Origin of the sequence: Barnesiella sp. ET7, from assembly GCF_024733785.1 — a bacterium.
Classification (GTDB): Bacteria; Bacteroidota; Bacteroidia; order Bacteroidales; family Barnesiellaceae; genus Barnesiella; species Barnesiella merdigallinarum.
In genome coordinates this window covers 1-25,886 of the sequence record NZ_JANRHM010000013.1, presented here as the reverse complement: position 1 = coordinate 25,886, position 25,886 = coordinate 1, and the positions used below count along the sequence as shown (strand labels likewise).

Annotated in this window: 19 protein-coding genes; 8 read left to right on the top strand and 11 right to left on the bottom strand. The window is 55.2% G+C overall.

The features are described from left to right. Window position 1: 1 nt before the first annotated feature. The 4 genes from NW211_RS09330 to NW211_RS09315 all read right to left on the bottom strand — a co-directional run bounded on the left by NW211_RS09330 (window position 2) and on the right by NW211_RS09315 (window position 5,499). Window positions 2-1,207: an efflux RND transporter periplasmic adaptor subunit gene (locus NW211_RS09330; RefSeq protein WP_258327652.1), complete on the bottom strand. Its 1,206-nt coding sequence runs from the start codon at window positions 1,205-1,207 to the stop codon at window positions 2-4. Window positions 1,208-1,243: 36 nt separating this feature from the next. Beyond that, window positions 1,244-2,587 carry a TolC family protein gene (locus NW211_RS09325; RefSeq protein WP_258327651.1) on the bottom strand — a complete coding sequence of 448 codons (1,344 nt, stop codon included), beginning with the start codon at window positions 2,585-2,587 and terminating at the stop codon, window positions 1,244-1,246. 221 nt (window positions 2,588-2,808) lie between these two features. Then, a complete protein-coding gene (locus NW211_RS09320; RefSeq protein WP_087408463.1) occupies window positions 2,809-4,485 on the bottom strand; it encodes a putative transporter in 1,677 nt (558 codons plus the stop codon). A 285-nt stretch (window positions 4,486-4,770) separates the two neighbouring features. Then, window positions 4,771-5,499 (bottom strand): HAD family hydrolase, encoded by a 729-nt coding sequence (locus NW211_RS09315; RefSeq protein WP_087408464.1) that lies wholly within the window; start codon window positions 5,497-5,499, stop codon window positions 4,771-4,773. A gap of 270 nt (window positions 5,500-5,769) precedes the next feature. Here NW211_RS09315 and NW211_RS09310 point away from each other — a divergent pair, with 270 nt between their 5' ends. Beyond that, window positions 5,770-6,429 (top strand): HAD family hydrolase, encoded by a 660-nt coding sequence (locus NW211_RS09310; RefSeq protein ID WP_258327650.1) that lies wholly within the window; start codon window positions 5,770-5,772, stop codon window positions 6,427-6,429. Window positions 6,430-6,671: 242 nt separating this feature from the next. Here the strand turns inward: NW211_RS09310 and NW211_RS09305 are convergent, their stop codons facing one another. From NW211_RS09305 to NW211_RS09275, 7 genes are all read right to left on the bottom strand, one after another. After that, the gene (locus NW211_RS09305) at window positions 6,672-7,430 is read right to left on the bottom strand and encodes a nitroreductase family protein (protein WP_087408466.1); all 759 of its coding nucleotides are present in this window, start codon (window positions 7,428-7,430) and stop codon (window positions 6,672-6,674) included. Window positions 7,431-7,442: 12 nt separating this feature from the next. Next, window positions 7,443-7,853, bottom strand: a complete 411-nt coding sequence (gene folK, locus NW211_RS09300) for a 2-amino-4-hydroxy-6-hydroxymethyldihydropteridine diphosphokinase (protein ID WP_087408467.1) — start codon at window positions 7,851-7,853, stop codon at window positions 7,443-7,445. Then, the gene (locus NW211_RS09295) at window positions 7,850-9,979 is read right to left on the bottom strand and encodes a Tex family protein (RefSeq protein ID WP_258327649.1); all 2,130 of its coding nucleotides are present in this window, start codon (window positions 9,977-9,979) and stop codon (window positions 7,850-7,852) included. Before NW211_RS09295 ends, folK begins: the two co-directional genes overlap by 4 nt. Next, a complete protein-coding gene (locus NW211_RS09290; RefSeq protein ID WP_258327648.1) occupies window positions 9,976-11,166 on the bottom strand; it encodes a metallophosphoesterase in 1,191 nt (396 codons plus the stop codon). The genes NW211_RS09295 and NW211_RS09290 overlap by 4 nt, the downstream gene beginning before the upstream one ends. An 83-nt stretch (window positions 11,167-11,249) precedes the next feature. Further along, complete coding sequence (locus tag NW211_RS09285) at window positions 11,250-12,416, bottom strand: acyltransferase (RefSeq protein ID WP_258327646.1); 1,167 nt, start codon at window positions 12,414-12,416, stop codon at window positions 11,250-11,252. A gap of 73 nt (window positions 12,417-12,489) precedes the next feature. Next, complete coding sequence (locus NW211_RS09280) at window positions 12,490-13,551, bottom strand: RluA family pseudouridine synthase (protein WP_087408471.1); 1,062 nt, start codon at window positions 13,549-13,551, stop codon at window positions 12,490-12,492. Between the two features lie 18 nt (window positions 13,552-13,569). After that, window positions 13,570-14,148: a PASTA domain-containing protein gene (locus tag NW211_RS09275; protein WP_158096849.1), complete on the bottom strand. Its 579-nt coding sequence runs from the start codon at window positions 14,146-14,148 to the stop codon at window positions 13,570-13,572. Window positions 14,149-14,476: 328 nt separating this feature from the next. Between NW211_RS09275 and NW211_RS09270 the strand changes: the two genes are divergently transcribed. From NW211_RS09270 to NW211_RS09240, 7 genes are all read left to right on the top strand, one after another. Next, window positions 14,477-15,370, top strand: a complete 894-nt coding sequence (locus NW211_RS09270) for a hypothetical protein (protein WP_087408473.1) — start codon at window positions 14,477-14,479, stop codon at window positions 15,368-15,370. A 218-nt stretch (window positions 15,371-15,588) separates the two neighbouring features. Beyond that, a complete protein-coding gene (locus tag NW211_RS09265; RefSeq protein WP_087408474.1) occupies window positions 15,589-17,043 on the top strand; it encodes a TolC family protein in 1,455 nt (484 codons plus the stop codon). 36 nt (window positions 17,044-17,079) lie between these two features. Continuing rightward, window positions 17,080-18,081, top strand: a complete 1,002-nt coding sequence (locus NW211_RS09260; RefSeq protein WP_258327645.1) for an HlyD family secretion protein — start codon at window positions 17,080-17,082, stop codon at window positions 18,079-18,081. Window positions 18,082-18,121: 40 nt separating this feature from the next. Next, on the top strand, window positions 18,122-19,303 hold the full coding sequence (locus NW211_RS09255; RefSeq protein WP_258327644.1) for an ABC transporter permease: 1,182 nt from the start codon (window positions 18,122-18,124) through the stop codon (window positions 19,301-19,303). 18 nt (window positions 19,304-19,321) lie between these two features. After that, window positions 19,322-20,542 (top strand): ABC transporter permease, encoded by a 1,221-nt coding sequence (locus NW211_RS09250; RefSeq protein WP_258327643.1) that lies wholly within the window; start codon window positions 19,322-19,324, stop codon window positions 20,540-20,542. A 162-nt stretch (window positions 20,543-20,704) separates the two neighbouring features. Beyond that, the gene (locus tag NW211_RS09245) at window positions 20,705-22,756 is read left to right on the top strand and encodes an endonuclease (protein ID WP_258327642.1); all 2,052 of its coding nucleotides are present in this window, start codon (window positions 20,705-20,707) and stop codon (window positions 22,754-22,756) included. Window positions 22,757-22,821: 65 nt separating this feature from the next. Next, window positions 22,822-25,668, top strand: coding sequence for an endonuclease (locus NW211_RS09240; RefSeq protein WP_258327641.1), 2,847 nt, complete (start codon window positions 22,822-22,824; stop codon window positions 25,666-25,668). Window positions 25,669-25,886: the final 218 nt, after the last annotated feature.

The window sequence follows — 25,886 nt, the reverse complement described above, 5'->3', positions numbered from 1 at the left end:
TTTATTTCTTCTTTCCCGGCGGTTTGGGCATGAAGGGGCTCTCCTCCTTGTTTCCCGAGAGCTGAGCGGCCGGCAGGCCGCCGTTGCTCTTGCGGTCGATGGCTACGGTTTCGCCTTCGTTCAGCCCCTCGCAAATCTCTACATTCACGCCGTTGTTCATACCCACTTTTACCTGCCGGGGAGTCCAGGTATTGTTCTCTTGTACCCAAATAGTCTTGATGCTGTCGTTGCCCGGCTTCTGGGGTTGGGGCTGCGGTTGCGACTCGGCTGCCGGAGCTTGTCCCGAAGGCATATCGGGGACGAAGCGGAGTGCCTTGAGTGGAATGTTGATGACGTTGCGCCGCTCGGCGATGTAGATGGTGACGTTGGCCGTGAGGCCCGGTTTCAGTTTCAAATCGGGGTTGTGGGCCGAGATGACCACCTCGTAGGTAACCACGTTGCTCTCTTCGGTAGCCTCGAGACGCACCTGTGTCACGGTGCCCTCGAAGGTGTCGTTGGGGTAGGCGTCGACGCTAAATTCGACCCGTTGTCCCTCTTTCACACCGCCTATATCGGCCTCGTCGACATCGGCAATCACCTGCATCTGGGTGAGGTCGGCGGCAATGGTGAAGAGGGTAGGCGTTTCGAATCCGGCGGCAACGGTCTGTCCCTCCTCGACGGCGCGGCTGATGACTACCCCGTCGATGGGCGAGGTAATGGTAGCGTAGGCCAGGTTACGCTTGGCCTTGGCCAGATTGGCCTCGCTGCTCTCGTAGGCACTCTTGGCCTTGGCATAGTTGTAGGTCGACTCCTCGAACTCGGTGTCGCTGATGAGCTGTTTCTCGTGCAACGCCTTGTTGCGCAGGTAGTTCTTCTCTTGATACTCGTACTCGGCCTTGGCACCGTCGTAGGTGGCCTGTTGCGAGGTGAGTTCGCTTTGCAGGGTCACCTTATCCATCTCGGCGATGAGCTGTCCCTTGGTGACAATCGAGTTGTAGTCGGCATACAGTTTGTCGATGATACCCGATACCTGGGTACCCACCTCGACCTTGGTCACCGGCTCGATGGTACCGGTAGCCGTGACGGCCTCCGATACGTCGCTTCGGGTGGCCGTGGCCGTCTCGACGATGTAGCTTGTGCTGTTCGATTTCCGTCCGAAGATAAACCACAGGATTATAATCACTGCGACTATCGACACGGCGAGAATGATGATTTTTTTTCGTTTCATATCGTGATGATCAGTTTATTATTCGAGATTGTCAAATCAATCGAGCGTAAGCGGCTTGTTTTCGTAGTAGTCGAGCAGCTTGAGGTTGAGCAGCGCCATGAAGCGCGATTGCAGCTCCTCTTGCTGGGCCGAGAGCCAGTTGTTTTTGGCGGTGAGCATCTCGACGGTATTTTTCATGCCCAGGTAGAATTGCTCTTCGGTGAGCTCGAACGATGTCTGTGTGGCATTGAGCTGCTCGCGGGCGGCCAGGTATTGCGACTGGGCCGACGAGGCGTCGAGCCAGGCGCTCTCGATTTGGTTGAGCAGATTTTTCTCCTGATTCTTGAGGTCGAGCTCGCTGATTTTCTGCTGTATACGAGCCCGCTCTACGGCCGACTTGTTGGCCCGGCGGCTGTAGATGGGTATCGATAGGGTGAGCCCGATCGACTCGTTGAGCCCCTGCTTCAGTTGGGTGCCCAGGCCGCCGTTGTTGTCGGTATTGTGGCCGCTGCCTATGCCGGCATTGAGCGAGAGGTTGGGATAGTAACCTGCTTTGGCATTGGCGATATTGAGCTCGGCCACCTCGAGTTCGAGTTTGCCACTCTGTATCGAGGGGATGAATCCCAGGGCGATGGCATAGACCGTGCTCTTGTCGGGCAGCGGCACAAGCACTTTGCTCTCGTCGATGGGCGGCAGAGCCAGGTTCATCTCTACGTCGATGTCGAGTTCGAGCAGTTGCTTGAGGTTGAGCCGCAGTTGGTCGCGGTTGGCTTCGGCCGATACCAGTTGGTACTTGTCGTTGCTGTATTGGGCCTCGAGTTGGGCCAGGTCGCTCTTCGAGATAGAGCCGGCGGCCAGCAGTTCGCGCGACCGCTCGACTTGCCTCAGCGATACCTCGACAGTCTGCTTGCAGATATTCACGGCCTCCTCGGCATAGAGAATTTGCAGATAGTCGGTGAGAATCTCGATTTGCAGGTTGTCGAGGCTCTCTTGAAAGGCATATTGCTGTTGCTGCTCTTGCAGCTGGTTGCTCTTGATGGTATTGCGGCGCTTCCCGTCGAAGAGGGTCCACGAGGCATTGAGTCCGTAGGTGCCGGTGTAGACGTTTTTGCCGGCCTGGCTGCCGTCGGCCAAGGGGTAGTTGCCGTAGTTGTGCGACGTGGAGAAGTCGAACGAGGGGAAAAGCTGGGCTTTGGCCTCCTTGGTATTGACCGAGCTCTCCTCGATCGACAGTCGGTTCTGTTGCAGCGTGATGCTGTGGTCGTGGGCGTAGTCGAAGCAATCCTGTAATGTCCACACTTCGGGCATCGACTCTTCCTGGCTCACCTGAAGTTCCTGAGCATGCAGCGGCGAGTAGCAGAGAAGCGTTAAAATGCCGGTGGATATTATTAAATTTTTCATAACCGATACGTTAAATTCGAACTCAAATTTAACATTTGGCGAGCCATTAAGAAAAATGTAATAGAGAGAGTTTCCTTTTTTGTGGATAAAGCGGTCTCTTTTATCGATAAAACAGGGGTGTATGGTTATGCGTTTTCCCTTATGGAGAGAGGCTGGTGAAAAAACGAGGGGAACCCGTGTGGATTCCCCTCGTGAAGATAGTTTCGAAAAGGTATGCTTCGTTAATAGAAGAGCAGGATGAGCAACTGCGCCGACAGAACTCGCAGGAACATGGTGAGCGGGTAGACGGTCGAGTAGGCTACCGACGGTGCATCGTTACCCGAAACCTTGTTGGCATAAGCCAAGGCGGGGGGATCGGTGCAGGCTCCCGAGAGCAGACCCATGATTGAGCAGTAGTTGATTTTGTAGTGAGCCCGGGCGATAACGGCAATGACGAGCAGGGGAATGACGGTGATGAGGAATCCCCACCATACCCACACGAGGCCGCCCGACATGATGGTATTGACAAACTCGCCGCCGGCCGAGATGCCCACACTGGCCAGGAAGAGGCAGATGCCTACCTCGCGCAGCATGAGGCTGGCGCCTGTCGAGGTGTAGGTAACCAGGTGTACCTTGTGACCGAAGCGGCCCAGCAGAATGGCAACGACCAGAGGACCACCGGCCAGACCCAGTTTCATCGGCACGCTCATGCCCGGTATGGCGATAGGAATACTACCCAGAATGATACCGAGGAAGATACCCACGAAGAGGGTTACCATGTTGGGCTCGTGCAGACGTTTGGTCGAGTTGCCCAACTTTTCGGCCAGACGGTTGATGTCTTCGATACGGCCTACTACGGTGAGGCGGTCGCCGATTTGCAGCTCCAGATTGGGGTTGGCCAACAGGTCTAAACCGGCACGGTTCACGCGGGTAGCGTTCAGGCGGTATCCCATGCGCAGCCGCAAGCTACCGATTTTGCGCCCGTTGATTTCGGGGCGGGTAACCAGAATACGGCGCGAAACCACCGGTGCCTGAATGGCTTCCCAGTTCATCTCGACGGGGCGTCCGATGAAGGCTTCGAGGGCGCTTTCGTCCTGCAGCGAGAGAACCACCAGCAACAGGTCGCCCTCTTGCAGCAGCGTGTCGGAGTTGGGAATCATCACCTCGTCGTTGTGCTTGATACGCGACACCACGAAGTTGCGGTCGATGAGCTTGGCGAGGTCGTCGAGCGTTTTACCTACGATGAGTTTGTTTTCTACCTGGTAGGTAACCACGTGGGGCACGAGTTGGCTCGACTGGTTTTCCTCCTCGATTTGCTTATTTTCCTTGTCGAGTTTCACCTTGAAGATGGCCCGAATCACCAGCATCGAGGCGATGATGCCGATTACACCCAGCGGATAAGCGGCGGCATAGCCCAGGGCAATCTCGGGGACTTCGGTGATAGAACCGTCGAACCGCAGCTGCGACAGGGTTTGTTGTGCGGCACCCAGTCCCGGGGTGTTGGTAACGGCACCCGAGAGAATACCCACCATCATGGGCATGCTCACCTGGTCTTCGTTGAGGAAGTAGATGCCGAGCGCCACAGCAATGTTGAGAACTACAATACCCACGGCCAGCATATTGAGGGTGAGCCCGCCTCGCTTGAACGAGGAGAAGAAACTGGGTCCCACTTGCAGACCGATGGAGTAAATAAAGAGAATTAAACCGAACTCCTGTACGAAGTGGAGTATGTTTTTCTCGGCCGAGAAGCCGAAGTGCCCGGCTATCAGCCCGACGAAGAGAACAAACGTAACTCCCAAAGATACTCCGAAGAACTTCAGTTTGCCCAATGCTACTCCCACCGCAATGACAAAGGCGTATAGGATTACGGTATGGGCTACCGATGCGTCATTAAATAGCAGACTTTGTATCCAATCCATTTTAGACAAACAATACTTTTTATTTTTTGTGCAAAGTTAGCAATATTCTCTATAAACAACTCTTGTCGGTATAGTTTTTCTTGTTGCCGAAAAAGGATATGGCGAAAAAAAAGGTCCTGGACATCGCGCCCTGGACCTTCCATCAAGTCAATACACTTTTTATGCTAAGAGCCTTCCTCGGCTATACTCGCGCACAGCGTTCGGAATATTTAGTTAGATTTGTTTTTCACAACACAGTATTCAATTCAATAGTAAGCAGTTGTTTCCTTTTTTCGTATTCCTACATTATGTATTGCTTTTTGAATATAATAGTGCATTAAGGTCTGTTAAGGAGGTTATATGATAGTTCGATACCCGTTTGGCCGGAGGTACCGGGCGCAGATTCAGCCAAGCCGTTTGGCAGCCGATGCCTTGTGCGGGCAACAGGTCGTTGTTGAGCGAATTGCTCACGCACAGTGTCTCTTCGGGGGCAATGTGCAGGGCATCGACCGAGAGTTTGAAAATGGCTTGGTCGGGCTTGTTGAGGTTGACGGCACTCGATTCGATCACGTCGGTAAAGTAGGGGGTGAGCCCGAAGTCTACCAGCATGGCCGGTAGGTTGCCGTACGACTGTGCTACGATACCCAGTCGATATTGCTTGACCAGTTGTTCGAGAATCAATTCGTTTTGTCTCACGTGCATGATGGCCCGATTGTAGCAGAGGGTAGCCAACTGCTGCGGATACTTGCGGGTGCATACGTTGTCGGATAGCAGTCCTTTGTCGATGAGATATTTGATTTGCAGCGAGAGTTTGATGTAGAGCATCTGATATAGATTGAACCCGGGCTCGATGAGATTACATTCCGAAATCTGGGCTTCGGCATATTCGTGGGCACACAGGTAGTCGCTCTTCGATACCGGAATACCGGTCTCCCGATATTTCCGCCAAATGAGGTCGAACCATTCGCATCCCTCGGTGTCGATTGTACCCGAAAAGTTAAACAGAATGCCCTTTATGTCGTGTGTTTGTTCCATATCCTTTTGTTAGAAAACAGTGCAAAGTTACCTTGTGACAGGCCTCTCCACAAGGTCGTTATGTATATATATTTGTTCTAAAAGTCGTATCTGTGAAAATGTCGGCCGGCCCCGTCTGTTTGCTTGTCGAGGGGCGGCAGTCGGGTATTTGTGCACAAAAAATAGGGCCATGGATTCACGAAGGCTGGGGATGTTGCGACATAAAAATCAAGCGGGCTTGTTTTTCTGCCTTCGACTTTCACTATCTTTGCACGGATAAAAGGAAAAAAGATGAAACAACTGGTTATTTTTGATTTGGATGGGACGTTGTTGAACACGATAGCCGACTTGGCTGCGAGTACCAACTATGCTTTGCGGGGTTGTGGCTACCCCGAACATCGGGTAGAGGAGTATCTCTATTTCGTGGGCAACGGCATCACCAAACTGTTCGAACGTGCCTTGCCCGAAGCGGCTCGCACGGCCGAGAATGTGGCTCACATGCGCACTCTCTTTCTCGAATATTATACCGAACACAATACCGACCACACTCGCCCCTACGACGGTATAGCGCGTCTGCTCGATGAGTTGTCGGGCCAAGGTGTAAAGCTGGCGGTGGCTTCGAACAAATATCAGGCGGGTACCGAGAAGCTGGTTGCCCACTACTTTCCCCGTGTGCCGTTTGTAGCCGTACTGGGACAGCGCGAAGGGGTGCCGACGAAACCGGCTCCCGATATTGTCTACGACATCATGCAGCGTGCCGGGGTGGAGAAGGTCGATACGTTGTATGTAGGCGACTCGGACGTAGACATGTGTACCGCCCGTGCAGCCGGGGTAGAGTCGGCCGGGGTAATCTGGGGATTTCGGGGGCGCGACGAGTTGAGCCGGGCCGGTGCTACCCATCTGGTCGATACGCCCGACGATATTCTGCATCTGTGCGGCATCGGGGTGTGAGCCGTAGAAAAAAAAGTAGCAACCTCGCTTCTCAGCGAAATTGCTACATAACCAAAATATATAGAATAGTTAATCGAAAAAAATAGTCTGTAATATTTACATAGGGCGATTAATTAATTGTGATACAAATGTATGTCCGCAGCCGGGCATATCAAAACCATATCGACAAAAGGCTGAAAAATATCGCCTAACCGCCCCTTTTTCCGTTGGAACATTACCTTGTCGATAACCGAAAATTGTCTCTATTTTTTCGGTACGAAGGGTAATTTGCATCCTTGTTTGTTGAGGTAACCCTCCATGTCGTAGTCGAGAGCGATGCGGTAGTAGTCGAGTATGTGGCCGCACCAGTCGTTTTCGGTGGTAGTGCCGCTGCGGTGGCGGTTATACTCCGATATGGTTTGGTCGTATTGCTCGAGGTCGGCGCTCATGTCGTCGGTGCGATAGTGGTTGTGATGTACCACGAGCGAGAGGGGTTGCTTGGGTTTCAGGTCGGGCGATTCGCGGGGAATACCCAGCGTGAGGGCGCAGATGACAAAGGTGCCCTGAGGCAGTTTCAGAATTTCGGCAATCTTCTCGGGATTGGCGGTGCGGGCATATCCCACGCAGCAGCTGCCCAGACCGGCGGCCTGTGCGGCCACTACGGCATTCTGCATGGCCAGGGCGGCGTCGATGATACCCACCATCACCCCGTCGAGCGTGTTTTCGAAGTGGGGGTTGTCTATTCCCTTCTTTTGGGCCAGCACGTCGATTTTGTGGAAATCGGCGCAGAACATCAGCAGCGTGGCGCAGGTTTTGATCTGCTTTTGGTTGGTGATGGCATAGAGCTCCTCCTTGATGGCCTGGTCGTCGATGGCGATGACCGAGAATTGCTGACCGTTGTAACTGGTGGGGGTGTTGGCAATGGCCCGGTAGATAAAGTCGAGAGTCTCGGCCGGTATCTTGTCGTATTCGTAACGGCGTACCGAAGTACGTTTGAGTAAGGTTTCTTCTACTGTTTTCATATCGAATCGTATTTAATGTGAAACAATCGGGTGGGGTTGTTGGTTCTCAACAGGTTGTATCTCGTGCAGTCCGGTCTTGAAGTAGTCGCGCTCGTAGTCTTGCGGGCGCAGGGTCTCACCGTTCCACACGACGATGTCGATGTCGAGCGGAATCTCGCCGCTCAGTTTCGACTGGGGGGTGCGGCCGTGGGCTCGCTCCATCTCCTTGAGGGTATCGTAGAGCACCGGGTATTCGGCCGCAGTGCGGATGCAGGCCACGGCGTTGAGGTAGTTGGGGTGTCGGGGATTTCCGTAAGGGGCCGTCTCGTAAATCGACGACGACCGGGCCACGATGCCCATGGCCCGCAACTCGGCAAAGGCCTGTTCCATCTGTTCCCGTTTATCGGGCGAATTGGAAGCCAAACTGATTAAAGCGGTATTCATGATACATCTTTTAATGAGAGTTGTATGCGTTTGCGTTCGCGGTCTATCCCGATGACCCGTACCCGCACGGGCTGGTGCATCGATACCACCTCGGCGGGGTTGGCGATGTAGCGGTCGGCCATCTGCGAGATGTGTACCAGGCCGTTCTCCTTGATGCCGATGTCGACAAAGCAGCCGAACTGCGTAATGTTGGTGACGATGCCGTTGAGCACCATGCCCTCTTGCAGGTCGTCGATGCTCTTGACTTTGGCGTCGAACTCCATCATCTCGATATAGCGGCGGGGGTCCCGCCCGGGTTTGTCGAGCTCGGCCATGATGTCGGTGAGGGTGGGCATGCCCACGTCGCCCGCGATGTATCGCTTCAGGTCGAGCTGCTTTTTCAGCTCTTTGTTCTCGATGAGTTCGCCTATGGTGCAGCCCAGGTCGGCGGCCATCTGTTCGACGATGGCGTAGCGCTCGGGGTGAACGGCCGAGTTGTCGAGCGGGTTGGCGGCATGAGGTATGCGCAGGAATCCGGCCGACTGCTCAAAGGCCTTGGCTCCCATGCGGGGCACCCGGAGCAGGTCGCTGCGGCTCATAAAGTCGCCGTTGGCTTGGCGGTACTCCACGATATTCTGGGCCAGCTGAGGGCCCAGTCCCGAGATGTAGGTGAGCAGGTGCTTGCTGGCGGTGTTGACGTTGACGCCTACCGAGTTGACGCAATACTCCACCACACGGTCGAGCGACCGCTTCAGCTTCGTCTGGTCCACGTCGTGCTGGTATTGCCCCACGCCTATCGACTTGGGGTCGATCTTCACCAGTTCGGCCAGGGGGTCGATGAGCCGCCGGCCTATCGACACGGCACCTCGCACCGTCACGTCCTGGTCGGGGAACTCCTCGCGGGCCACCTTCGAAGCCGAGTAGATGGAGGCACCGCTTTCGCTCACGACAAAGACCTGTATCTTGCGGTCGTAGCGCAGGTTGGTGACAAACTCTTCGGTCTCGCGTCCGGCGGTACCGTTGCCTATGGCGATGGCTTCAATCTTGTAGCTCTCGACCAGTTGGGTGAGTTTGCGGGCCGCCCCTGCGCGGTCCTGCCGGGGCGGGTGGGGATAGATGGTCTCGTTGTGCAGCAGGTTGCCCTGGGCATCGAGGCAGACCACCTTGCAGCCGGTACGGAATCCGGGGTCGATGGCCAATACCCGTTTCTGCCCCAGCGGAGGGGCCAGCAGCAACTGCTTCACGTTCTCGGCAAAGACGGCGATGGCCGCATCGTCGGCCTTCTCTTTGGACGAGGCGGCAAATTCGCTCTCAATCGAGGGTCGCAACAGTCGTTTGTAGCTGTCGGTCACCGCCTCCCCTACGAGGGTAGAGGCTTCGCCTTCGCCCTTGACAAAGAGGCGTTGCAGGCGAGTGAGAGCCTGTTCGTCGTCGGGGGCAATCGATACCCGCAGGATACCCTCCTTTTCGCCGCGGCGCACGGCCAGAATCTTGTGCGAGGCACATCGCCGCAGCGGTTCGCTCCAGGCAAAGTAGTCGCGGTATTTATCGCCCTCCGTCTCTTTGCCCTTGACCACTTTGGCCGCGATGACACCGCTCTGCTCGAAGCTGCGGCGCACGGTGTTGCGGGCCCGTTCGTTTTCGGCCACCCATTCGGCCATGATGTCGCAGGCTCCCTTGATGGCGCTTTCGGCGTCGGTCACCTCGGCCGTAATGAATCGCGAGGCGCTGGCCTCGATGCGGTCGTTGCGTTGCGACATGATGATTTTGGCCAGCGGTTCGAGACCGCGTTCGCGGGCAATCTCGGCTCGGGTCCGTCGGCGGGGCTTGTAGGGCAGATATATGTCTTCGAGTTCGGTGGCGTTCCAGCACGAGTCGATGCGCTGGCGCAGCTCGTCGGTGAGTTTGCCCTGCTCGTCGATGGTCGATAGTATCGATTCTTTGCGTTTGGCCAGTTCGCACAGTCGGTCATAATCCTCCTTGATGCGGCCTATCTGCACCTCGTCGAGCGAGCCGGTGGCCTCCTTGCGGTATCGGCTGATGAAGGGGATGGTGGCCCCGCCCTCGAGCAGTTCGATGGTTTTGGCTACCTGGGGTTCGGCGATACCCAGCGACTGGGCCAGGATTTTTGGGAACGTTGTATTCATGGTTCTTTCTTTAGCGTGATGACGGTAATCTCGGGGCGGGCGCCTATGCGCATGGGCAGGAAGACGCACCCCATACCCTCGTTGACGTAGAGTTTGTGTCGTCCGTCGGGAGCGGTGTAGAGACCGCTCCATTCGGGGTACATGGGTTCGGCCAGCGAGTATTCAAACCCTTTCCACCCCAACTTCAACTGCATGGCGTGGGTATGGCCCGAGAGGGTGAGGTTGATGTTGCTCTGCGGAATCACCTCGTGGCGCCAGTGCAGCGGGTTGTGCGAGAGCAGTATCTTGAAGGTCGAGTCGTTCAGCGCGGGGTAGGCTTCGGCCAGCCGTCCGTATTGGGGGAAGGGGGGCATGCCCCAGTTTTCGACCCCGATGAGGGCGATGCTGTCGTTGCCGCGGTGCAGCCATACCGACCGGTTGTTGAGCATGTGCCACCCCATGCGGCCCTCGTCGGCGATGAGCTGTTGCAGGGTTTTCTCCTGTTCGGCAGGCGAGCTCCAGTGATAGTAGTCACCATAGTCGTGGTTGCCCAGTACCGAGTAGACTCCGTCGGTAGCCGAGAGCCGCGAGAGCTCAGGCATGTAGCGGGGCAGTTCGCCGCCCTGCCGGTTCACCAGGTCGCCGGTGAAGACGATGAGGTCGGGGTGCAGGCTGTCGATGTCGGCCACCCATCGGGGCAGGTATCGCCCGGCCGAGCCGAGGGTCTCGATGTGGAGGTCGGAGAATTGTACGATGCGGTATCCGTCGAAGGCCTCGGGCAGGCGGTCGAAGGTGACGGTACGGTAGTTGTATACCGGGTGCTGGCGGGCATAGAAGGCTCCGTAGAGCATGCTCGCCATGACGTAGAACGACAGCACGAGTCCCACGAAGTGGCCCCAGCGTCCCCGCCGTTTGTGCCACAGGCGGGGCAGGTAGTCGAACAGCGAACAGATAGAGTAGAACCATTTGGGCATGTAGACGAGGAAGAAGGCGTAGAATGTCCACATGGCTACGTTGATGTCGAGTCTGCCTTTGAATTTGATCTGGAAGAGTACCGCCAGGAGTACGGCTACGAGAACGAGGACTGTGACAGCCCACCAAAGCACCTTGACCCACCGCGATTTGTGCCGCAGGTTCCGCCCGTAGATGTAGGCATCGGCGGCAAGGGCCAGGAGCGGGAACAGAATGAGAAGAAGAGGTAACCGCATAGATTTTGTTTTGAGTTTGAGAAGAAAAACGATGAGCCGTTTTGTACGGAAACCGCTCATCGTTTTGTCTTATACGTCTTTCGTCAGGCTTCCTGACCGGTTGCCATCAACTTGTTCTTCAGCGGATTGGCATACATCAGCAGGATGCACCGTTCGAGAAACTCCCGATTCTTTTCGTCGTCCGAGTCGGGTATCTTGGCCAGTTGCGAGTGCAGGTAGTTGGTAAAGGTGAGCGACTCTTTGCGAGTGTAGCGGTCGGCAAACCGGTTGGTGCCGTTGAGCATGTCGTAGGCGACGTAGTTGCCGGGGTAAATCATGTAGCCCGAGTGGATGCCCTTGTCGATGATTTTGAGTATCCGGGCCAGAATTTCCGATTTTTCCTCGAGATGCGAGAGCTTGTCGAGCTCGTCGTTGATGCAGGGCGATATTTCGAAATGAACGCGGCCTTTGTAGCCGAGCAGCCCGATTTCCATGCTGTGCAGGTCGTCTTCTTGCGACTTCTTGAAGTCGGGGTTGTCGCGTTTGAGCAGGAACTCTTGGGCCTTGAGGTAGTCGCACGGGTCGTATTCGTAAGAGATGGATACGGGTACGAGGTTTATCTCCTTCAGGTTGTCGATGAGGTTGCCGTTGCCGGCCAATCCCAACATCTTGATGAGCGACTCCTGCGTGCGGTCGTCCGAGTCTTTAGACCGGCCTTCGCGTTGGGCAATCCAGACCGACTCCTTCTTCTGGGTGATGGCAAAGTGGATATACCCCGAGAGTTGCCGGGCCGCTTCGAGCATCTGTCGTACCCCCACGTCGCGTTTCACGATAAAGCTTTTGTTGAGCCGCACCAGGTCGGATATCCAGTCGAAGATGAGCAGATTGTTTCCGATGGCGATTTCGCTGGTGTTGAAGCCATGGCGAATGAGCAGCAGGTTGAGCAACGAGGCATCGAGAATGATGTCGCGGTGGTTCGACATGTAGGTATAGTTCTTGGTCTTTTCGAGCAGGTCGAAGTTCTTCTCGGAGAGACTTTTGGTCGTCTTCTTGGTGAGCACTTCGAGAAAGGCGCGCATGACGAGCAGTTGAAAATCTTTCTTGTTGTCGAGCGAGAGCAGTTGCTGGCACAATACGTCGTAGTTGACATCGCGCAGCACGTAGCGCACGGCGTGTTCGAATTTTGGTTCTTTGACCAAGACTTTCATCTTGTCGTGGAATTCGCGGTCGTAAAACGGCCTGATATCGTCAAATTCTTTTGGGCATTCCATAACTCTTGTTTTTAAGGTATAGAACCGTCTTTTATTGATTGGTAGTTCTTTTTCTCTGGGTTTATAATATCTCCTATATATCTCGATTGGCGGTGTAGTTGCGCCATTTGTCAAACAACTGAGTCATATCCTGAGGAATAGGCGAGTCGAAAAACATCTCTTCTCCTGTGACGGGATGTTTGAAGCCGAGTGTCTTGGCGTGCAGTGCCTGTCGGGGGCAGATGTCGAAACAGTTCTGAACAAACTGTTTGTATTTGGAGAAGGTTGTCCCCTTGAGTATCTGGTCTCCGCCATAGCGCTCGTCGTTGAAAAGCGTGTGGCCTATGTATTTCATGTGTACTCTGATTTGGTGTGTGCGCCCGGTCTCGAGTCGGCATTCGACAATCGAGACATACCCCAGACGCTCCAGGGTTCGGTAATGGGTGACGGCGTGTTTGCCCTGATCGCCGTCGGGGAATACGGTCATTTGCAGCCGGTCCTTGAGGCTGCGGCCTATGTTGCCCTCGATGGTACCCTCGTCTTGTTCCATCAATCCCCACACCAGCGCCACATATTTGCGCTGGGTGGTTTTGTGGAAGAACTGCAGTCCCAGGTTGGTCTTGGCCTCGGGAGTCTTGGCGATGACCAGCAGACCCGAGGTGTCTTTGTCGATGCGGTGTACCAGTCCCAGCCGGGGGTCGTTTACGTCGTAGTTGGGGGTGTTGCGGAAGTAGTAGGCCAGGGCGTTTACCAGCGTACCGCTGTAATTGCCATGCCCGGGATGCACCACCAGTCCGGCCGGCTTGTTCACCACCAGCACGGCATCGTCTTCGTAGACGACGTCGAGGGGAATATCCTGAGGTATGATTTCAAATTCGTAGCGGGGGCGGTCCATGACGACCGAAACGACATCGAGCGGCTTCACCCGGTAGTTCGACTTGACGGGCTTGCCGTTGACCAGTATGCAGCCGGCCTCGGCAGCCTGTTGCACCCGGTTGCGCGACGAGTTTTCGAGGCGGGCCACCAGAAATTTGTCTACCCGCAGCAGGCTCTGCCCCTTGTCGGCAACAAACCGAAAGTGCTCGTAAAGCTCCCGTTCACCCTCTTCGGCAACGATTTTATCGTCGGCTTCTATGTCTTCGTCGCAAAAGTTCATTCTTGTCGCATCGTCTGTTTAGTTAAACCAACTTTCATCGGTCAGCGATTCGGTATCCATGGCTTGTGGAGCCTCTTCGTCGGTGGTCGAGTCGGTGTAGACTTCGGGTACACCGTTACCCACGAGCAGTGTCAATGAGCTGCCGGCGGGTACTTTGTCGCCGGCTTGCAAGGTTTCGCCTTGATATTGTAGCCCCATGACCAAATCGGGGTACTCCGATGGAACCTCCTGGATGCGTACGTCGTTCAGGCCCCGGCTCTCCAGCAGCGAAAGCGCCTGGCGCATCGACATGTCGACCACTTTGGGGCAGGTAATCATGCGCGGGGAGTAGGCGTTTATCGAGATGTAGACGATACGTCCCTCCTTCACTTTGCTGCCGCCGGCCGGAGTCTGCTCTACGACCGTGCCGGGCACGGCTTCGTCGATAAACAGCGAGTCGATGATGTCGTATCTGAAGCCTTCCCGGTCGAGTATGCGCAGGGCATCGGGCAAGGCCATGGCCTTTACGTCGGGCACGAGCACGGCTTTCCCGTGTCGTGTATATAGTTTCAGCCCGTAGAGGGTGATTCCGATTAACAGAAAAAAGACGATAACCATCTGTACTAATGTTTTGATTATCGGGTGCTTTTTGAAAAATTCGATCAATTTTCCCATCATTGCTTAGGCGTATAACTGTTCTAAGGTTTCACAAAGATAGGGAAAATCGTTTGCAATAGGTGTTAACTTAATTATTTTTATGAGAAAAAGATTTTGTGAGCCGGGCTTACTTTCTTTTTGCCGACAGGGTCGCCGCCGTTGCTTATCTACCTGTGGACGCCGCATGAATAGACTATTTTAACATTTATAACTTAAATAATCTGTTACACCTTGGCTGGTTGGCGAGAATGCGTTACTTTTGCAGAAAAATAATAGCTTCTGATAAACTATGAAAAGAAGTAATCTGGTAGTGATTATTATTGCCGTGTTGGCTGTCGCTCTGATAGGGACAGGTATTTTCATCTATATACAGCACAAACAGATGTCCGACTTCAAGGAGCAGGTCGAGATTGACAAGCAGCGTAGCGAACTCGAGAAGGAGTATAGCGACCTGGCTGCCCAATACGACCAGTTCGAGGGGCAAAAGATGATGTTCAACAACGACTCGCTCATCGAGAAACTCGATGCCGAGAAGGTGAAGGTACAGCGCCTGCTCGAAGAGTTGCGCACGGTGAAAAATACCAGTTCGGCCCGTATCGAGGAGCTGAAGAAAGAGCTGGCTACCCTGCGCGGTATCATGCGCCACTATGTGATGCAGATCGACTCGCTCAACGTCGCCAACAAGCAGCTGCGCGAAGAGAATGCCCAGGTGACCCGCCGCTATCGCGAGGTATCGGCTACGGCCGACCAGCTGAAACAGGAGCGTGAGGAACTCACCGAGAAGGTGACGCTGGCCTCGAAGCTCGATGCCGTGGGCGTGGTGGTTACCCCCATCGACTCGCGGGGCAAGGTGGCCAAGCGCATCAAAAAGACCGACAAGATAAAGATTACCTTCTCCATAGCCAAGAACGTGACGGCCGAGGTGGGCGAGAAGTATATCTATGCCCGCATCGTGAAACCCGACGGCGACGTGCTGGTCAAGGACCGGGCCGACGTCTTCCCCTTCGAAGATCGCGAAATCAACTATTCGTGCCGCAAGCTCATCGAGTTTACCGGCGATGAATTGAACGATGTGACCATGTACTGGGCGGTCGAGGAGTTCCTCTATCCGGGTGAGTATCGGGTCGACATCTTTGCCGACAACTACAAGATAGGCACCCGCTCGTTTACCCTGAAAGAGTGAGTCGGGCACCTTCGTGGCCTGCTGTCGACGGGGTGGGGTGAGACTCTTAAAAAAAAGTAAAAATAGAAAACAAACTCATCAAATATTTGTTTAATGCTAAACTCGGCGTATTTTTGCGGGGTAATGCCGAGGGCATTATTTTTTTAAGATATAAAATTGTTTAGGCAACTATAAGCATGGCAAGTATTAACCCTGCAACGTGTAAAAGGTAAAAAGATATGAGAATCAACCGAACTTTAGGGGCGGGAAGAGTGCTGGTCGCCCTCTTTCTACTCTCTTTCCTGGCCGCTTCGGCGCAACAGCCCGTGTCGCTCGACTCGTGCCGCCGCATGGCTTTGAAGAACAACAAGCAACTGCGCATTGCCGAGGAGAAGGTCAAGGGTGCAGGCTATACCAAGAAGTCGGCTCGGGGAGCCTATTTCCCGGGAATCGATTTCAGCGGTACCTATATGTATAACCAGAAATCCATCTCGCTGCTCGAGGAGGATCAGTATCTGCCCACCAAGAGCTTCGACCTGGCTACTCAGGAGTATAAATATAATGTGGTGACCAACCCGATGACGGGTGAGCCCATCTTGAACAACGGGCAGCCCATTCCCCAGACCGTAGCGCTCATCCCGAAAGAGGCTTTCGAGTTCGATGTGCACAATGTCTACGTCGGTCTGGTTACCCTCACGCAGCCCATCTTCATGGGCGGTAAAATCAAGGCGTTGAACGACATCGCCAGCTATGCCGAAAAACTGGCCGTCACGCAGCGCAACACGGCCGAGAAGGAGATTGTCTATCAAACCGACGAGGCCTACTGGCAGGTGGTATCGCTTGTGCATAAAAAGCGGTTGGCCGAGAGCTACACCGCCCTGCTCGACACCCTCAACCGCCACGTGCAGGATATGATCGAGGAGGGGGTAGCTACCCAGTCCGACGGCCTCACGGTAGCCGTGCGGCTCAATGCCGCGCAGATTACGCTGGCCAAAGTCGACAACGGCCTGGCCCTGTCGCGCATGGCGCTGGCCCAGATTTGCGGGTTGCCGGTAAACTCGGTATTTACGCTCGAGGACGAGTCGCTCGAGCGGGTAGAGCCGCAGGAGCAACCGCTCGCCTACGATATGGACGAGGTGTTTAGGAACCGCAACGAGGTTCTCAGTCTCGACTATGCCGCCAAGATTTACGAGAAGAAGAAAAACCTGGCCCTCTCCGACATGTTGCCCAAGCTGGCGCTGGTCGGCACCTACTCGTTCTCCAATCCCAACGCCTTCAATGGTTTCAAGAACGAGTTTAACGGCATGTTCAGCGTGGGGGTTATGCTCAACATTCCCATCTTGCACTGGGGGCAGAACTACAACAAGATACGGGCGGCCAAGAGCGAGGCTGTCGTAGCCAAGCTGCAACTGGCCGACACGAAAGAGAAAATCGAGTTGCAGGTCAACCAGGCCGCCTTCAAGGCTTCGGAGGCTTACCGCACCTACCGCATGGCGGTGAAGAATCTCGAGAAAGCCGACGAAAACCTGCGCAATGCCCAGGTGGGTTTTGAAGAGGGTGTGCTTACCACGACCAACGTGCTCGAGGCCCAGACTGCCTGGCTCGAAGCCCAGTCGGAGAAAATCGATGCCGAAATCGACACCCGCCTGTGCGAGGTCTACCTGGCCAAGGCTTTGGGAACCATGAGATATTGAAAAAGAAAATAAAAAAATAGCAAAACAAGATTTACGATGGAAAATCTAAAAGAAAAGAAAGAACGCAGTTTGGTCGTTGGACTCATTGCTTTGATTGTCATTATCGTTGTTTTGGCCTTGATCGGATTGTTCCTGCTCAAACCCGAACCCCAGATTATCCAGGGGCAGGCCGAAGCTACCCAGGTGCGGGTATCGGGCAAACTGCCCGGGCGCGTGGTCGAGTTTATGGTCGAGGAGGGACAGCATGTGAAGGCCGGCGATACGCTGGTGCACATACACTCGTCGCTCGTCGAGGCCAAGCTCTCGCAAGCCGAGGCCATGGAGTCGGTGGCTCAAGCCCAGAACAAGAAGGTCGACAAGGGTACCCGCATCGAGTTGCTCAACTCGGCCTACGACATGTGGCAGCAGGCTCAAGCCGGTCTTACGATAGCCAAGAAGACCTATGACCGCATGGAGTCGCTGTATAAAAAAGGTGTCATTTCGGCACAGAAGCGCGACGAGGCCGAAGCCTCGTACAAGGCGATGGTCGCTACCGAGAGTGCCGCCCGCTCGCAATACGAGATGGCCAAGGCCGGAGCACAGGTCGAAGACAAGGCTGCTGCCGCTGCCATGGTTGCTGCCGCCCGAGGTAGTGTGGCCGAAGTGGAGTCGATACTCGACGACTCTTACCTGACGGCTCCCACCGATGGCGAAATCTCCGACATATTCCCCAACGTGGGCGAGCTGGTGAGCCTGGGAGCTCCTATTATGAATGTGTTGAAACTCGACGACATGTGGGTTTCGTTCAACGTGCGCGAAGACCTGCTGAAGGACCTCACGATGGGGGCCGAGGTGCGTGCCGTCATTCCCGCACTCGGCAACAAGGAGGTTACTCTCAAGGTATTCTACATTCGCGACATGGGCTCCTATGCCGTATGGCGGGCCACCAAGGTGACGGGGCAGTACGATGCCAAGACCTTCGAGGTGAAGGCTCGTCCCGTAGAACCGGTCGAGAACCTGCGTCCGGGCATGTCGGTACTGTTGAAACGCAATAAGTAAGCCGGATTCCGGCACACGTTTAACGTCGGGAGATTGTTATATGACAGAACAAACGGAAAATAGAACAGGCTTGTGGGCAAGCATCGTCAGGGAGATGCGGCAGCTCGTGTCGCGCCCCATCTATGTGCTGTGCATGGTGGTGGCTCCGCTGTTTTGCTGCCTCTTCATGTTCTCCCTGATGCACGAAGGGCTGCCCCACAAGATACCGGTGGCCATTGTCGACCAGGACCACTCCAACTCGTCGCAAGACTTCACCCAGCAGTTGGGTGCTCTGGAGTCGGTCGACGTGCTCTACAAGCTCAACAGCTTTACCGAGGCCCGCGAGTTGATGCAGTCGGGCGACATCTTCGGCTTCCTCATGATTCCCGAGGGGTTCGAGGCCAAGGCTACGGCCGGACGTCAGCCCGAGATTTCGTTCTACACCAACAACGCCTATTACATACCCGCTTCGCTGCTCTACAAGAGTTTCAAGACCATGTCGGTGTTGGCCTCGGGGGCGGTCGTGCGGCAGGTGCTGCTCGCTACCGGGGTAGAGGAGTCGCAGATTATGGCCAAGTTGCAGCCCATTGCCACCGATATGCACGCACTGGGCAACCCGTGGATCAGCTATTCGGTCTACCTCAACAACTCGTTCCTGCCCGGTCTGCTGCAGTTGATGATTCTGCTGGTGACGGTCTTCAGCATCGGGTCCGAAATCAAACGCTCCACCGCTCGCGAGTGGCTGCGCACGGCCGACGACTCGATTATCGTCGCCATTACCGGCAAGCTGGTGCCCCAGACCATCATCTTCTTTGCCATGGGGCTCCTCTATCTGGCCCTGCTGTACGGCTACCTGCACTTCCCCATGCAGGGGAATATCTGGCACATGATTGCAGCCATGTTGCTGCTGGTGGTATCGACCCAGAGCTTTGCCGTCATCATCATGAGCATAGCCCCCTCGTTGCGCATCGGGTTGAGTGCCGCCGGTCTGGTGGGGGTCTTGTCGCTCTCCATTGCCGGCTTCTCGTTCCCGGTACCGGCCATGTATCTGCCTTTCCAGGCCATATCGTATGTGTTGCCCGTGCGCCATTACTTCTTGATTTATGTCGACCAGGCACTCAACGGCATACCGCTCTACTATTCGCGTTGGCACTATGTGGCGCTCATTCTCTTTGCCGTAGCGTCGACCCCGTTGTTGCCCCGGCTCAAAAAGGCCCTCATGCGGCAGGTATATGTACCGTGATGTAAAAAACAGATTGCTATGAAATTTTTCCACTCCATAAGAATAGGATTGGCCGACATCTACTACATCTGGCGGCGGGAGTACCGTGCCGTCTTCCAGGATTTCGGGGTTATCCTCTTTTTCTTTGCCTTGCCCTTTGTCTATCCCATCGTCTATGCTGCGGTTTATAATCCCGAGGTGGTACGCGATGTACCTATGGTGGTGGTCGACAATGCCCGCACCCCGTTGAGTCGGGAGTTGGCTCGCGAGATGGATGCCACGCCGAACGCCCGTATCGTCTCCTACTGTGCCAACATGGATGAGGCCAAGCGCATGATGCACGAGAAGAACTGCTACGGTATCTTGTTTATCCCGAGCGACTTCAGCCAGAAGATCGAACGGGGCGAGCAGAGTGTCGTATCGTTCTATTCCGATATGAGTATCCTGCTCAATTACAAAGGATTCCTCATTGCACTCACCGATGTGACCATGAATCTGGGCGGCCGGTTGCAAACCCAGTCGTTGGGCGGTGCCACGCAAGAGCAGATCAACGTAGCCACTCAGCCCATTCCCTACGTCTCGGTCAACCTCTACAACCCCGAGTCGGGTCTGGCCTCTTTCCTGCTGCCCGCCATCCTGATACTCATCCTGCAGCAGAGTCTTATTCTGGGTATCGGCATGCTGGCCGGGGGAATCTACGAGCACCATCAGCTGCACCTCTTTTACAGCGGACGCGAGCACATGCACAACAACGTGCTGCATCTGGTCATAGGCAAAGCCTTGTGCTACTTCAGCCTCTATGTGTTGTGTACGGCCTACATTCTGCACTTCATACCGTGGCTGTTCAAGTTCCCGCAGATAGGCAGTCAGGTCGAAATCTATTCGTTTGCCGTGCCCTTCCTGCTCTCGTCGATATTCTTCGGCATGACCCTCTCGGTCTTTGTGCGTGAGCGCGAGAGCTCGTTCCTGCTCTTTGTCTTCACCTCGGTCATCTTCCTCTTCATTTCGGGTATCACCTGGCCGCGCTACGCCATGCCCGAGTATTGGCAGTGGCTGGGGGCCATCATACCGTCGACCTGGGGTATCGAGGGTTTTGTGCGCATGAACACGGCCGGGGCCGGTATCTACGATGTGCGGCATGCCTACACGATGCTGTGGATACTCACAGGAGTCTATTTCGTTACTACCTGTCTGGTCTATCGGTACCAGATATGGAAAGACAAGAAGCGGGGCCATTCGGGTGTACTCGAATCGGAATAACTCGCTTGGCGAAAGTAATCTTATTACGGCAGGCTGGCTTCTCTGGCAGAAGTCGGCCCGCTGATTTTTTATAAAAATGGACGGTTCTTAAGCAGATTTTGATAAATTATCATTACCTTTATCGCCCTTTTCCAAAAACAAGAAAACTTAAATAAACAGTTTATGAATCGTATTTCACACAATCGTTTCGGGCTTGCCTTGGCAGCCTGCCTGTTTTCTCTCTCGTTGTGGGCCGAAGTGCCTGCCGGATATTACGACGCAGCCGTCGGCAAGAGTGGCGAAGAGTTACAGAAGAGCTTGTCGACCATCATCAACAACGCGACCGATGTGGGGTACAGCGGTTTGTGGGATCTTTACCGTACGACCGACAAGCGTCCCGACGGGAAGGTGTGGGATATGTATTCCGATGTAACCGATTTTGTATTTGGAACCGATCAGTGTGGTACCTATTCGAGCGAAGGCGACTGCTACAACCGGGAGCACTCGGTACCCAAGAGCTGGTTTAGCGAACAGTCGCCCATGAAGTCTGATGTGTGGCATGTCTATCCCACCGATGGCAAGGTGAACGGTATGCGCAGCAACAATCCCTTTGGCGAGGTTGGCTCGGGTGCTTCGAGTTCGAAAAACGGTTTCTCCAAGTGGGGCAAGTGTGTAACGCCCGGATATTCCGGTACGGTGTTCGAACCCAACGACGAGTATAAAGGCGACTTTGCCCGTACCTATTTCTATTTTGCTACGCGCTATCAAAACCGTATCAACAACTGGGGCGGTATCTTCGTGTCGTCCTATCCGCATATCGTACAGTGGCAGCTCGACATGCTGCTCCGTTGGAACGAGATGGATCCCGTGAGCCAGAAGGAGATTGACCGCAACGAGGCCGTGTATGCGTCGAAGCAGGGCAACCGCAACCCCTTCATCGATTATCCCGAACTGGTCGATTTGATTTTCGGCGACCGTCGTAACGAGCCTTTCTCGCCTGCGGGACAAAACTCGCCCTATATCGAGGCTCCTCAAGGAGGATCGACTATCGACCTGGGCATTGCTTCGGTCAATGTATCCGACCCCGTCACCATGCAGATTCAGGTGAAGGGCCGCAATATCGAGGGTGAAGTGTCGCTCGAGATTGGCGGAACCGACAGCGAGTGCTTCTCGGTCAATCCCCGTACCCTCACGGCCGATGCCGTCAACAACGGAGCTACGGTCGAACTCTCTTACCACTCTACGGTAGTAGGCTCGCATCGGGCTACGCTCGACATCACGGGTGGAGGCATCTCGTCGGCTGTGGTAGTCAACCTCACCGGTCAGGCCATCGACGACTTTGTGGCTCTGCCGGCCAAGGAGATAGGCAAGACCTCGTTTGTGGCCGCCTGGACTCCCAAGTCCGAGGCTACCGACTATGAACTGAATGTGTGGTACGACGACTATTCGTCGAGTTCGCCCGAGAAAGAGATATTGAATACCGTATTCTCGTCGAAACCCGATACCTGGACATACGAAGGGTATACGGCTGTCGAGAATGGAATGCTTCGTTTGGGTTCGGGTAGCAACGATGGCAGTGCCACCTCGCCTGCCATGGATCTCTCGGCTGGTGATGCCTCGATAACGGTAGTAGCCGAGCCTTATCACAACGACCAGTCGGTAATCTATGTTTCGGTCGATGGGCAGGAGATCGGCCAGATTACCCTCGACGGGACTACCACCACGACTATTCCCGTGAAGGAAGGCACTGCCGCTTCGACCATCACCCTGATGGCCGAGAGCGACCACCGGGCCTACCTGCACAGTGTGGTGGTGAAGAGCGGTGGCGGATTTACACCGGTTACTCTCGACGGCTATCCTCGTCGCGTGGGTAATGTGACCGAATACGAGGTGACCGACCTCACCCCGGCCGTACAGTATCACTACACCGTTACCCCCTATGTGGGCGACGAGGCACAGACAGTCTCCAACACCGTATCGGTAGCCACGTGGTCGGCTGCCGTCGACGAGGTAGCCAGCGACCATATCCTTATCTATACCTCGGGTACGACGCTGTATATCCTCAATGCCCCCATGAATGCGGTAGCCCAATGGTACACGATGGACGGCCGTCTGTGTGGCTCGCGCGTGCTGCACGGCGAGGAGACCGAATGGGAGTTGCCCGAGGGGCTCTTCATCGTGCGGGTGGTATCGCGTACCATGCAGAGCACGGTGCGGGTACGTAGCGCTCAATAAAAACGAATTGAAACAGGGGAGAGCTTCAAGCTCTCCCGCTTTCCTTAATTTTAATCTTGACAGCCATGAAAAATAGAAAATTTATCCAGATAATTTTAGTGGCAATGGCAATCTTCTCCCTCGGGCCTTACCTGAGGGCCGAGGTGCCTGCCGGCTATTATTATGCCGCCGACGGCAAGAGTGGAGCCGAGTTGAAAACCGCCTTGCACCAGATAGTGAGTGCCATGCACACCCTCGACTATGGCAGTGGCGAGGGGGCTACCTGGGAGGGCTTCTCGCGCACCGACCGCCTCGACGACGGCCGTGTGTGGGACCGTTACTCCTCCGAGGTGCGCTATTTCGATGGCTACAAGGCGGTCGACGGCATGCATATCGAGCACTCATTCCCCAAGAGTTGGTGGGGTGCCTACGAGAACAACGCCTACCGCGACCTGCATCACCTCTATCCGGCCGACGGCTCGGCCAACTCGTCGAAGAATAACTTGCCGCTGGGCGAGGTTACGGGTACTCCGGGCTTCGACAACGGCGTTTCCAAAATCGGGTATAACGGTTTCGGTACCGACTATACCGACCGCTGTTTCGAACCGGCCGACGAGTACAAGGGCGACTTTGCCCGGGCCTACCTCTATGTGGTCACGGCCTACGAAAATCTGTATGACTATTGGCAATCGCCCATGGTCGACAACAATACCTATCCGGTGTGGAAGAATTGGGCCCGCAACCTCTTGCTCGAGTGGCACCGGCAGGACCCGCCGAGCGAACGTGAGATGGCTCGCAACGACTCGGTCTATACCATACAGGGCAATCGCAACCCTTATATCGATTACCCCGACCTGGTCGAATATGTGTGGGGCGACCACGTGGGCCAGGCTTACGCTTTCCCCGAAGAGACGGCCCCCTTCCTGGCGATGCCCCGCTACGGCGAGTCGGTCGACATGGGGGTGATTCTGGCGGGCGACAGCCGCTCGGCACAGCTCGAGATTCTGGGCGACAACCTCACCTCTGCCTTAAGTATCGCTTGGACTCAAGGCAATATATTCTCTTTGTCGGCCACGACACTTTCGCCGCAACAGGTGAGCGACGGGTATAGCCTCGAAATCGCCTGCGACCGTCCGGTACAGGGCGAATATCGCGACACCTTGACCATCGTGGGTGGAGGTCTCGAGCGGCAATATCGCATCCCTGTACGGCTGATTGTGGTACCCTCGTTCATCGTTACTGGTGCTACCGACATCACGGCATCCGAAGCTACGGTGCAATGGGTCAACTACCCCTCGGCTACCGACTACCGGGTATCGCTCTGGCGGGGCAATACATCTGCCGGCGATCTCATCATCTCGGCCTATGTCGAGGGCTCGAGCTACAACAAGGCCATCGAACTCTACAACGGCACGGGCGCTCCCGTTGACCTCTCGGCATACAGCCTGCGCATCGAGTCGAACGGCGGCGGCAGTTTCTACAACGATACCCCGCTGGGCAATGCCGTATTGCAGAATGGCGAGACCTGGTTGCTGCTGAACGAGCAGTCGACCGACGCCACGCTCCGCGCCAAGGCTTCGCAGATGATTCCCGGCGGAGAAGATTCGCCGCTCAATTTCAACGGCAACGACGCTGTGGCACTCTGCCGCAACGGCATCATCATCGACGTGGTAGGTTTTGCTGGCGAAATAGCCTATTGGGGACAGGACAAGACCCTCTATCGCCAATCCCGCGTTACGCACCCCTCGGCCGTATACGACCCGAGCGAATGGACCGAAGCACCCAAAGACGACTTTTCGCAACTGGGCAGCTTTGCGATGCAGTTCGATGCAGAGCGCGAATACATCTGTGACGGAGAGTCGGCCGGCCTCGGTCTGGAATATCGTTTCACCGGACTCCGACCGTTGACGCGCTACACCTATCGGGTCGATGCCGTCACCCCCTCCGCTACCGTTGCTGCGGCATATAGCATGCAGTTTGTTACCGATTCTCTCGAGACGCCCCAACTGCTCGATGCCTCCGAAGTGACCGATACCTCCTTCCGCATCAACTGGGAAGAGGTGCAGGCCGCCGACGACTACGAGGTGCTTTGCTTTACGCAGAGTGGCGAGCAGCACACCGTGACCGAAGGTTTCGACAACGTGGGCTCCAAGGGCGAACCTTTGCCCGACGGCTGGAGCGGCAATGCGAGCGGCAACTACACCTCGGCGGCCAGCAGTGGCCAGTCGGCACCCTCGGTAGCCCTGAAGGCAACGGGCGAATACCTGTGTACCCCCACCTATCCTCAGGGCATCGTCTCCTTCTCGTTCATGTACCGCTTCGCCTCGTCGGGTTCCGGCTCCTATGTGGTGGTCGAGAAACAGGTGGGCGGCAACTGGGCGTCGGTCGATACCCTGCGCTACGTCAATACGTCGAAATATTATCCGAGCTACACCTTCTCGATTGACGAGGGGGTAACGGCCATGAAGATAACCTATGCCCACAAGGCAACCGGCAACGTGGCTATCGACGATGCCACGATTGTCTATGGCGACTATCTCAATACCGTCCACACGCAGGAGCGGATAGGGCAGGTCACCTCGTATGTGGTTCACGATCTCGAGCCGTTGAGCGAGTATCACTATCAGGTGCGGGCTCTTTGCGACGATGTGGTTTCGCCCTGGTCGCCGGTGCAGAGGGTAACGACGGCCGAATTCTCGGGCATGGCCCGACCTCAGGCCGATACCCCGCGAGTCTATGCCGCCGACGGTCGGGTGGTTGTCTCCGGTCTATCGGGCCGTGGGCAGGTTACCGTATACAATCTGTCGGGGCAGCTTCTCTATTCCGGTTCCGTAGATGACCGTGGCGAGATAGTTGTCGGATTGAATCGAGGCATCTATTTGGTGCGCGTGGTCGACTGCAATCAAATATACAATTATAAGGTCGGTTTGTAAAATGCAGACCAATAGGTGATTGATGGCATCCTCGAAAATTTTTTAGAAAAAAGTCGTCAAAAAATTTGGAGGGAATATATAAAAACGCCTACCTTTGCATCGCTTTTCGAAAGAACACCGGGTCAACCGGAGCGAAAACGGAGGCACAGTTCATTGACAAGACTGAAAAGAAGCAAGTGTAGTACAAGAGAAAAGAGAGAACGAAGTCAATTCGGCCA

Bases quoted from the DNA above. Each gene is read 5' to 3' on its own strand.
- NW211_RS09330 (WP_258327652.1), bottom strand. From the start codon at position 1,207: ATGAAACGAAAAAAAATCATCATTCTCGCCGTGTCGATAGTCGCAGTG.
- NW211_RS09325 (WP_258327651.1), bottom strand. From the start codon at position 2,587: ATGAAAAATTTAATAATATCCACCGGCATTTTAACGCTTCTCTGCTAC.
- NW211_RS09320 (WP_087408463.1), bottom strand. From the start codon at position 4,485: ATGGATTGGATACAAAGTCTGCTATTTAATGACGCATCGGTAGCCCAT.
- NW211_RS09315 (WP_087408464.1), bottom strand. From the start codon at position 5,499: ATGGAACAAACACACGACATAAAGGGCATTCTGTTTAACTTTTCGGGT.
- NW211_RS09310 (WP_258327650.1), top strand. From the start codon at position 5,770: ATGAAACAACTGGTTATTTTTGATTTGGATGGGACGTTGTTGAACACG.
- NW211_RS09305 (WP_087408466.1), bottom strand. From the start codon at position 7,430: ATGAAAACAGTAGAAGAAACCTTACTCAAACGTACTTCGGTACGCCGT.
- folK (WP_087408467.1), bottom strand. From the start codon at position 7,853: ATGAATACCGCTTTAATCAGTTTGGCTTCCAATTCGCCCGATAAACGG.
- NW211_RS09295 (WP_258327649.1), bottom strand. From the start codon at position 9,979: ATGAATACAACGTTCCCAAAAATCCTGGCCCAGTCGCTGGGTATCGCC.
- NW211_RS09290 (WP_258327648.1), bottom strand. From the start codon at position 11,166: ATGCGGTTACCTCTTCTTCTCATTCTGTTCCCGCTCCTGGCCCTTGCC.
- NW211_RS09285 (WP_258327646.1), bottom strand. From the start codon at position 12,416: ATGGAATGCCCAAAAGAATTTGACGATATCAGGCCGTTTTACGACCGC.
- NW211_RS09280 (WP_087408471.1), bottom strand. From the start codon at position 13,551: ATGAACTTTTGCGACGAAGACATAGAAGCCGACGATAAAATCGTTGCC.
- NW211_RS09275 (WP_158096849.1), bottom strand. From the start codon at position 14,148: ATGGTTATCGTCTTTTTTCTGTTAATCGGAATCACCCTCTACGGGCTG.
- NW211_RS09270 (WP_087408473.1), top strand. From the start codon at position 14,477: ATGAAAAGAAGTAATCTGGTAGTGATTATTATTGCCGTGTTGGCTGTC.
- NW211_RS09265 (WP_087408474.1), top strand. From the start codon at position 15,589: ATGAGAATCAACCGAACTTTAGGGGCGGGAAGAGTGCTGGTCGCCCTC.
- NW211_RS09260 (WP_258327645.1), top strand. From the start codon at position 17,080: ATGGAAAATCTAAAAGAAAAGAAAGAACGCAGTTTGGTCGTTGGACTC.
- NW211_RS09255 (WP_258327644.1), top strand. From the start codon at position 18,122: ATGACAGAACAAACGGAAAATAGAACAGGCTTGTGGGCAAGCATCGTC.
- NW211_RS09250 (WP_258327643.1), top strand. From the start codon at position 19,322: ATGAAATTTTTCCACTCCATAAGAATAGGATTGGCCGACATCTACTAC.
- NW211_RS09245 (WP_258327642.1), top strand. From the start codon at position 20,705: ATGAATCGTATTTCACACAATCGTTTCGGGCTTGCCTTGGCAGCCTGC.
- NW211_RS09240 (WP_258327641.1), top strand. From the start codon at position 22,822: ATGAAAAATAGAAAATTTATCCAGATAATTTTAGTGGCAATGGCAATC.